Genomic DNA, 8,426 nt, shown 5'->3' with positions numbered 1-8,426 from the left:
GACGGCGAGGTACTTGTCGGCGGCCTTCACGATACGACCGCGGAGCTGCTGCTGCCACGCGGCGTCGACGTTGCCGGGCACGATCGCCATCGAGATCTGGCCGAGCGCGTCCGTGACCTTCCAGTTCATCGACGCGGGCACCCCGTCGATCTCCGCCGGGAAGCGCGCGTTGAGCGGGGAAGACTGGAGATACTGCTTGTACTCCGGCTTGCCCGTCGTGACGAAGAGCTCCGCCGCGGCCCAGTAGAGCTCGTCCTTGACGTCCGTGTCGTCGTAGGGCCCGCCGCCCTTGTCGCCCCCGGGCGGCGCGTAGAGGGCCGGGTGCTGCTTCGCCGCGGCCCAGGCGCGCTCGGCGGACTTCAGGCACCGCGCCGAGAACGCCGCGTCCACCGTCTTCCAGATGCGCGCGCACTGCGCGCCCACCGCGGCGACGTTGAGCGTGGCCGCCGTGCTCGGCTTGTGCAGCGAGCGGCTCATCTTGTCCTCGTGCGGGGCGAGCCCGAGGCCCGTCCACGCGTCGTCGTGCATCTTGTGGTGGACCATGCCGGCGAGCGGCTTGCCTTCCGGCACCTGCATGCCCATCAGGAACTCGAGCTCCCAGCGCGCCTCGTCGAGGATGTCGGGCACGCCGTTCTTGTTCTCGGGGATGCTCAGCTTGCCATCGGCGAAATCGGCGCTCGAGGTGCCGAGGTGCTTCGTGCGCTCGTACCAGTTGAGCAGCGTCCACACCGAGATGCCGCCGTTGACGACGTACTTGCCGTGATCGCCGGCGTCGTACCAGCCGCGGGACGCGTCGAGCGTATAGTCGCAGCCGCTTCCCTTCAGGCAAGGCGTGCTCTTGTCCTGGAGGTGGCCGGCCGGGCGCCCGAGCTCGGGCTTCCCCGCATACGGCATCTTGATCTCGATGCCGCTCCGGTTGTGGTAGAAATACGCGAGCGCGTCGTACTTGAGCTTCTGGTAGATGCCGGCGCCGATGTCGAACGGGAAGCTCTTCTCGTCTCCCACCTGGAGCACGTAGCCCTGGCCGGGCACGTTGATGGCGGTGAAATCGATCAGGTGGACGTGATCGCCGGACGCGCCGTCGTTGCCGAACACCCGGGTCTGGCCGCGCGCGACCGCCTTGCCGGAGCCGTCGAGCAGCTGCCACGCGAGCGGCGCGGTCGCGGCGTTGCTGACGGTGGCGACCTTGATCGCGCCCGGCAGATACCCGACCTGGTTGACGGCGATCTTCGGCGCCGCCGCGGCGGCCGCGGGCGCGCTGGCGCGGAACTCGGGGTCGTCCAGGCGGATGTCGTCGATGCAGACCTCGAACGGCTCCTTGGCGGACGCCATCTCGCCGCCGACGTGGAACGCGAGCTCCGCCGTCGGATCGTCGGCCTTCGCCATCGAGAACTTGCCGGTATAGGTCTTCGGCTCGGTCCCGAGCACCACGGTGTCCGACCAGTATTCCTCGTAAGGCGGCCCGGCCATTCCCACCTTCGGGCGCGCCTTCGTGGGCGCGGACGCCCAGGCCTTGTACGTGATCGTGTAGCTGTGACCCTTCTGGATCACCATCTCCCGGTGGCGGAACTGGGCGTCCCAGTTGTTGGCCCCCTTGTTCGTCACCGTCACGCAATAGGCGCCGTTCTTCACCTCCGCGCTGCCGGCGCCCGGCGCCGTGAACGAGGTGGTCCAGGGCAGGCTCTTGTTGTCGTCGAAGTCGGAGGCCTTGAGCAGGTTGGTCTGCGCGGGCTCGGGGCTCGCGCCCGGGGCGGCGCCGGGGCTCGCGCCGGAGGGGGCGGCTTCCGCCCCGGGGCCCTGGGACGTCGCACATCCGGCGGTCAACGCGAGCGCGCCGAGCACGAGCGCGGACGCGCGGCCCGTCCGGCGGAGGATCGACTGCTTGAGAAGGGAGTTGTCCATGAGTCCTCGGTTCACGACTGGGGGCAATCGACGCATAAAAGCGGGACGTCCACCCAGATTGTCAAGCGCAATCCTCGCCGGCGCGTCGAATCGAGACGACGCCCGCGATCGCGGGCCGGCGGCGCCGCGCGGGAGCCACGGGGAGCGCGGGGAACCTCGAGCGGCGACGGGGGGCGCTGCGCCGGTCGCCGGGGCCGCCGTGCCGGCGCACGGCGCCGGGGCCGCCGTGCCGGCCGGGAGAGCGCACGCCGCGGCGGCGTCGCGCGCCTTCGGGCGCGCCGCGGACCGTCATGATGTCTTCACCGGGAACCACGGGAGGGAGCAGCGAGCCTGCGCGTCGGTTCGCGCTGGTGCCGCTCGCAGAGTCGCATTAAGCTCCGCTCAGCCTCGCGTCGCACAAGGATGTGCGGCCGAGCACCCAAAGGAGTCGACATGGCCAAGCACAGCTTCTCAGTCCCCTTCAGCGGTCCCTCTCAAGATATCGTGTCAAAGGCCAAGGCCGCGATCGAGAAGGCCGGCGGCCAGTTCAGCGGCAACGAAGGCAAGGGCGATTTCTCGGTGCCCACGCCGGCCGGAACCGTGAAGGGAACCTATGCCATCTCCGCGCAGAGCTTCTCCGTGGACATCACGGACAAGCCGTTCCTCGTGCCCGGCAGCGCGATCGAGTCCCAGGTGCGCAAGTTCCTCGAGAAGGCCTGAGCCCTCCCGAGGCGCACGCCGGCCTCAGCGCAGCACCCGCCCCGGAATCCCTCCTTCGCGCTCCGCGCGACGGGCTCGACGAGCCCTCCTCGACAGACGAGCATCGCCACGACGAGGAGTCCCCAGCGTGGCGCGGCCACGCCTCGGACCAGCTCGCCGTGGAGGCTCGAGACCGCCACACGCACGCGGGCCAGGTCACCGTCGCGCGCCTGAACCAGCTCTCGCTCGGCGAGCTCGCCGGGCACCGGCGCCTCACGGGCTCCACGGCACGCGCAAGCGGGCAGAGCCCGGCCAGGGTGCGGTCCACGTGGACGCTGGGATCGGCGCAGCGGTGATGCCGCTGCGGCGCGGCGAGCGCGGCGAGCGCGAGCTCGCGATCGCGCCGAGTGGCGCGGGCCCACGCTGAGCGCGGAGTCAGGGGCAAGCTGGCCGCGCGCCCCGGTTCAGCTCGCCAGCGCGCTGGCTGGGTGAATTTATGAACGATCACATCATCACACATATCGATCGCCGAGCGGCGGTCTGGTCGATCGAAGTTGACATCGAACATGTGAACGCTCACAATGGCGACCGGTAGCCACGCTCTTGCTTCTCTCCGGATGGGCCGTCGTGCCCCTCCAGGAGACGGTCATGAAGTAGCGATGGGTCATGTTGTTCGCGGCTGGGATCGCGGTCCTGGCCAGCGGCGCCCCTGGTTACAGCAACGATCCAGGCGGCGGTGGGACCCCGGAAGCGACCCGGTGTATCCCGCCAGCTGAGGCATCTCCGGGGGCTGCACCATGAACATCTGGTCGTGCTGTACGGCACCGCCAGCTGCTCGACGATGGCGTGGCTACTGCTTATCGCGCCTTCATGAGGATCAGGCCCGCTCGCGATGCACAATCGGCTCGCCGGACATGCAACCCGGAACAACAAATACCGTTATCGTGCTGCCTGGCGCACGCAGAACGAACTTGTTCACTCTGCTCGCATCTCGGCATTCATCCGCAGCGGCGATGGCCAGCCGGCCAGCCGGCTCGGGCCTTGAGCGCGCGGCGAGCGACCCCGACCCGCGCGAGGGCGGCGTCGAGCAGCGAGAAGATTCCAGTTTCACTTACTTAGCAGGACGAGGAGAAGAGATGAGATCCGGAACCAAGCAGGGCCTGCTCGCGGCGGCGACGGGCGTCCTCGCCGTCTCGTGCGTCATCGGCCCCGACGGGGCGTACGACGCCGAGCTCGAGGAGAAAGGCTCGCTCGAGGGCGCCATCACGATCGATACGAGCGCGGTCTACACGATCGTCGGCGTCCAGAGTGGAAAGTGCGTGCAGGTGGCTGGAGGCAGCACCGCGGATGCGGCGGCCATGCAGATCGCCAGCTGCAACGGCTCGACGCGGCAGCAGTTCCGCATGGAATCGGCGGGCGGCGGCTACTATCGCATCCGCAACGTCAACAGCAACCGTTGCATGGACGTCACGGGCGCCTCCACCGGCGACGGCGCCGCCATCCAGCAGTACTCCTGCTGGACCGGGCAAAACCAGCAGTGGTCGTTCACGGACGTCGCCAGCGGCGTCGTGCGCATCACCGCGCGCCACAGCGGCAAGTCCCTGGACGTCTACGGCCGCGGCACCGCGGATGGCACCGCCGTGATTCAATGGGCGTCGAACGGCGGCACCAATCAGCAATTCCGACTCACACCCGTGGGCTCGGGAACCGGCGGCACCGGCGGCTCCGGCGGCACCGGCGGCTCCGGTGGCTCGGGCGGCTCCGGTGGCTCGGGCGGCTCCGGCGGCACCGGCGGCACCGGAGGCACCGGTGGCTCGGGCGGCGCCGGTGGCTCCGGCGGCGCCGGGGGCGGCACCGGCGGCACGTGCACCGCGTCGCGACCGGCTGGTCGAAACGTGTCGGGGAGCGGCCCTCATCAGGTGGTCGTCGAGACGAATTCAGACCCGGGCATCAACCAGGGCACCATCTTCCGTCCGGCGGATCTCGGTGGAGACACCAGATATCCGATCTTCGTCTGGGGGCAGGGCGGATGCTCGCGAGACGGGCTCGCGAATCAAGCGGCCATGGCCGAAATTGCCTCGCATGGCTACTTCGTGGTGGCGGACGGGACACCGGGCAACACCCAGCCCAACCGCGACCTCGGGAGCGGAGGCGACGTGCTGCGCGCCTACGTCGACTGGGTGATCGCCCAGAACGACAAGCCTTGCAGCGCCTACTACCAGAAGATCGAGACCACGAAGGTCGCCGCGAACGGCTTCTCCTGCGGCGGCTTGATGGCGGCGGGGACCGCTGCAGATCCCAGGATGACGACCTGGGGACACACGAGCAGCGGCTCCTTCTCGGCGAATCAGTCGTTCTACAACTCGATTCATACACCCGTATTGATCGTCACCGGCACCGCGGACAGCCTGGGCGCGAACGTGAACGGCGCGAGGGACTTCGCGAACATCGCCGCCCTGGGTGATATTCCGGTCATGATGTTCGCCAAGGTCGGCGCGGACCACGGGGGCGATCTGTGGGCCCGGAACGGCGGCGAGTTCACCCAGGTCAACCTGGCGTGGCTCAACTGGTGGCTCAAGGGCGACGAATCGGCCACCGGCAAGGGCATGCTCGTCGGCCCGAGCTGCCGCTTTTGCACCGACAGAACCTGGCAGGTCTCTTCCGCCAATCTGCCCTAGAACAGCGATCACGTTGAGCGAGCGAGAAATGAACCGCCAAGACGCCGAGGACGCCAAGAAGGAGACAATATCTCGGCGCCCTTGGCGCCTTGGCGGTTCGAAATTCTGCTCGTTTCAGGCGGGTTCAACCCGTTTGTCGCTCTAGCGTGGCTCGCTCTCAAGCCGCCTTGCTCCGAGGAGCAGGGCGGCTCGACCGCGGCAAGGGCCAGCGCGGCGGCCCGCTCGGGAGCCTCGAGCGCGCGGCGAGCGACCCCGACCTGCGCAAGGGCGGCGTCGAGCAGTGAGAAGATGGCAGTTTCACTCAGTTGACAGGACGAGGAGGACAAGATGAGATTCGGAACCAAGCAGGGCTTGCTCGCGGCGGCGACGGGCGTCCTCGCCGTGTCGTGCGTCATCGGCCCCGACGGGGCGTACGACGCCGAGCTCGAGGAGCAAGGCTCGCTCGAGGACGCCATCACGATCGATACGGGCGCGGTCTACACGATCGTCGGCGTCCAGAGTGGAAAGTGCGTGCAGGCGGCTGGAGGCAGCACCGCGGATGCCGCGGCCATGCAGATCGCCGGCTGCAACGGCTCGACGCGGCAGCAGTTCCGCATGGAATCGGCGGGCGGCGGCTACTATCGCATCCGCAACGTCAACAGCAACCGTTGCATGGACGTCGCGGGCGCCTCCACCAGCGACGGCGCCGTCATCCAGCAATACTCCTGCTGGACCGGGCAAAACCAGCAGTTTTCGTTCACGGACGTCGCCAGCGGCGTCGTGCGCATCACCGCGCGCAACAGCGGCAAGTCCCTGGACGTCTACGGCCACGGCACCGCGGACGGCACCGCCGTGGTTCAATGGGCGTCGCACGGCGGCACCAATCAGCAATTCCGACTCACGCCCGTGGGCTCGGGCACCGGCGGCTCGAGCAGCTCCAGCAGCTCGAGCAGCTCCAGCAGCTCCGGCGGCTCGGGCGGCTCGGGCGGCTCCGGTGGCTCCGGCGGCTCCGGCGGCTCCGGTGGCTCCGGTGGCTCCGGCGGCTCCGGTGGCGGCGGCAGCTCCGGCGGCGTGCGCAGCGCCGGCTGCGGCATTCCCACCTCCTTCACCAGCGGGAACCGCACCATCAACGTCAACGGCACCACGCGCCAGTACGTGCTCGACATTCCGGCGAACTACGACCCGAACAAGGCGTATCGGCTCATATTCGGCTGGCACTGGCGCGGCGGGTCGGCCAACGACGTCGTGAACAACGGGTACTATGGGCTCAAGGCGCTGGCGAACGGCAGCGCCATCTTCGTCTCGCCGAACGGCATCGACAACGGCTGGGCCAACACGGGCGGGCGCGACATCGCCTTCGCCCGCGCCATGGTCGACGCCCTCAAGGCCAACCTGTGCGTCGACACGAGCCGCGTCTTCTCGACCGGGTGGAGCTACGGGGGGATGATGTCGAACGCGCTCGGCTGCGATATGCCCGAGGTCTTCCGGGCCATCGCGCCGATGTCCGGCGCCCTCTACAGCGGCTGCAACCAGTCCAACACCCAGCCCGTCGCCGTCTGGATGTCGCACGGCCTGTCCGACAGCGTCGTCCCCATCTCGGCCGGGAGGTCGGCGCTCGACGTCTTCGTGCGCAAGAACGGCTGCAGCACCCAGACGAGCCCCGTGGCCCCCAACTCGTGCGTCGCCTACCAAGGGTGCCGGGAGGGCTACCCGGTGCACCGCTGCGAGTTCGCCGGTGACCACCAGACGCCGAGCTTCGCGAGCTCGGCCATCTGGAACTTCTTCACGCAGTTCTGACCTCGCGCCCCGCCGGCGCGGCGGCTCGGGCAGCGGCAGACACGCCCGCCCGAGCCGCCGCGTTGCCCCGCGTGTTCGCTCCATGTCCACCGATGGAGCGTGCTTTCATGGGGCGCCGGTCGCCGCCGAGGGAGGCACGCAGACGTTCCTGGTCATCCCGCACGCGCCACAGCCCCCCACGTCGGAAGACGACGAGGCGCCGCAGGGGTCGACGACGACCTCCTGGCAGCGCGTCCCGTCCGGACACGCCGCGTCGTCCTCGCACGTCACCCTCGGGTAGCAGCCCGCCGCGGGCAGCGCCGGGGGCCCTGGGTCGTCGGCGCAACCTGGCACAAGCCACGCACATGCCGGTGACAGGCCCGCGCAATCGCCCGAGGTGGCGGCCGCGAGGCACTCTTCCGGCTGCGGCGGCGGCGGGTTGCAGTACTCATCGCGCGTCATGACCCACGTGCCGTCGTCGCCGCAGGTCATGATGGGCGGCTCGAGGCAATCGCCGGGATCGCCATAGACGCAGTCCATTCCGATCTGCGAGCACGCGGTGCCGGTGTCCGGCATCCAGGAAGGGCAGTCCTCCTCCGGCGGCGGCGGGTTGCAGGACACCTCCGACTCCACCTGCCACGCCCCGTCCACGCACCTGGTGCCGATGGGGTTGTCGCAGCCGTCGACATAGGCGCAGGCCAGGTCGACCGCGTTGCAGCGCGATCCCCTCTTCGGCATCTCGTCGGGGCACGCCGGCGGAGGCGGCGGCGGGTTGCAGACGGGCCCGGGGCACTCCTCCTCCGGCGGCGGCGGGTTGCAGGAGACCTCCGACTCCACCTGCCACGCGCCGTCCACGCACGTGTAGCCGATGGGATTGTCGCAGCCGTCGACATAGGCGCAGGAGAGATCGACCGCGTCGCAGCTCGATTCCCGTTCCGGCATCTGCTCGGGACAGCCTCCGCCTTGCACGACGGTGATGTCGCACCCCGGCAGGGCCACGGCGCCGGCGACCGAGGCCGCGGCGGCGACGGTCACGATGAACGGAGCCCTGAGCGCCCTTCGCTTCTTCTGCATGGCCATGACTCGCTATGTCCTCTCTCTGGCACAACACGGCGCAAGCTCCGGGCTTGCGCGCTCTGCGGCTGGACCAAGCAAGCGAGGCGCCAGGCCGATCGGCTGGCGGCGCTGTCTCTGGCCGCCGCCGGGGCCCCGCGGCGGTCGAACCGCCCCGGGGAGCCGATCTCGGCCGTGGAGGGGCGGTCGAACCGGCCCCGGAGCGTCGATCTCGGGCGTGGGAGGGCGCTCGAACCGCCCCCGGAGCGTCGATCTCGGTCGTGGGAGGGCGCTCGAACCGGCCCCGGAGCATCGATCTCGGTCGTGGGAGGGCGCTCGAACCGCCCCCGGAGCGTCGAT

The 8,426-nt window shown here is 69.6% G+C and carries 6 protein-coding genes (1 of these 6 cut by a window edge); 4 read left to right on the top strand and 2 right to left on the bottom strand.

The window, feature by feature from the left end; all coding sequences use genetic code 11:
• On the bottom strand, positions 1 to 1,902 hold the 5' portion of the coding sequence (locus tag WMF24_RS10920) for a glycoside hydrolase family 9 protein (protein ID WP_437736325.1). It extends 483 nt beyond the left edge of the window; 1,902 of the gene's 2,385 nt are visible here — the first part of the coding sequence; the start codon lies at positions 1,900 to 1,902; its stop codon lies off the left edge, out of view.
• A 432-nt stretch (positions 1,903 to 2,334) separates the two neighbouring features.
• Here WMF24_RS10920 and WMF24_RS10915 point away from each other — a divergent pair, with 432 nt between their 5' ends.
• From WMF24_RS10915 to WMF24_RS10900, 4 genes are all read left to right on the top strand, one after another.
• Positions 2,335 to 2,601: a hypothetical protein gene (locus WMF24_RS10915; RefSeq protein ID WP_437736324.1), complete on the top strand. Its 267-nt coding sequence runs from the start codon at positions 2,335 to 2,337 to the stop codon at positions 2,599 to 2,601.
• A 158-nt stretch (positions 2,602 to 2,759) separates the two neighbouring features.
• Positions 2,760 to 2,936 carry a hypothetical protein gene (locus tag WMF24_RS10910; protein ID WP_437736323.1) on the top strand — a complete coding sequence of 59 codons (177 nt, stop codon included), beginning with the start codon at positions 2,760 to 2,762 and terminating at the stop codon, positions 2,934 to 2,936.
• A 780-nt stretch (positions 2,937 to 3,716) separates the two neighbouring features.
• Entirely contained in the window at positions 3,717 to 5,258 is a 1,542-nt protein-coding gene (locus WMF24_RS10905) for an RICIN domain-containing protein (RefSeq protein ID WP_437736322.1), read from the top strand.
• 327 nt (positions 5,259 to 5,585) lie between these two features.
• Positions 5,586 to 7,034: an RICIN domain-containing protein gene (locus WMF24_RS10900; protein ID WP_437736321.1), complete on the top strand. Its 1,449-nt coding sequence runs from the start codon at positions 5,586 to 5,588 to the stop codon at positions 7,032 to 7,034.
• A 105-nt stretch (positions 7,035 to 7,139) separates the two neighbouring features.
• Here WMF24_RS10900 and WMF24_RS10895 read toward each other — a convergent pair whose 3' ends face one another.
• Positions 7,140 to 8,087 carry a hypothetical protein gene (locus WMF24_RS10895; protein ID WP_437736320.1) on the bottom strand — a complete coding sequence of 316 codons (948 nt, stop codon included), beginning with the start codon at positions 8,085 to 8,087 and terminating at the stop codon, positions 7,140 to 7,142.
• Between the last annotated feature and the right edge of the window lie 339 nt (positions 8,088 to 8,426).

This window comes from Sorangium sp. So ce1335, from assembly GCF_051521615.1.
Taxonomy (GTDB): Bacteria; Myxococcota_A; Polyangia; order Polyangiales; family Polyangiaceae; genus Sorangium.
The sequence above is the reverse complement of the archived record's forward strand: the minus strand, read 5'-3'. Positions and strand labels throughout refer to the sequence as shown.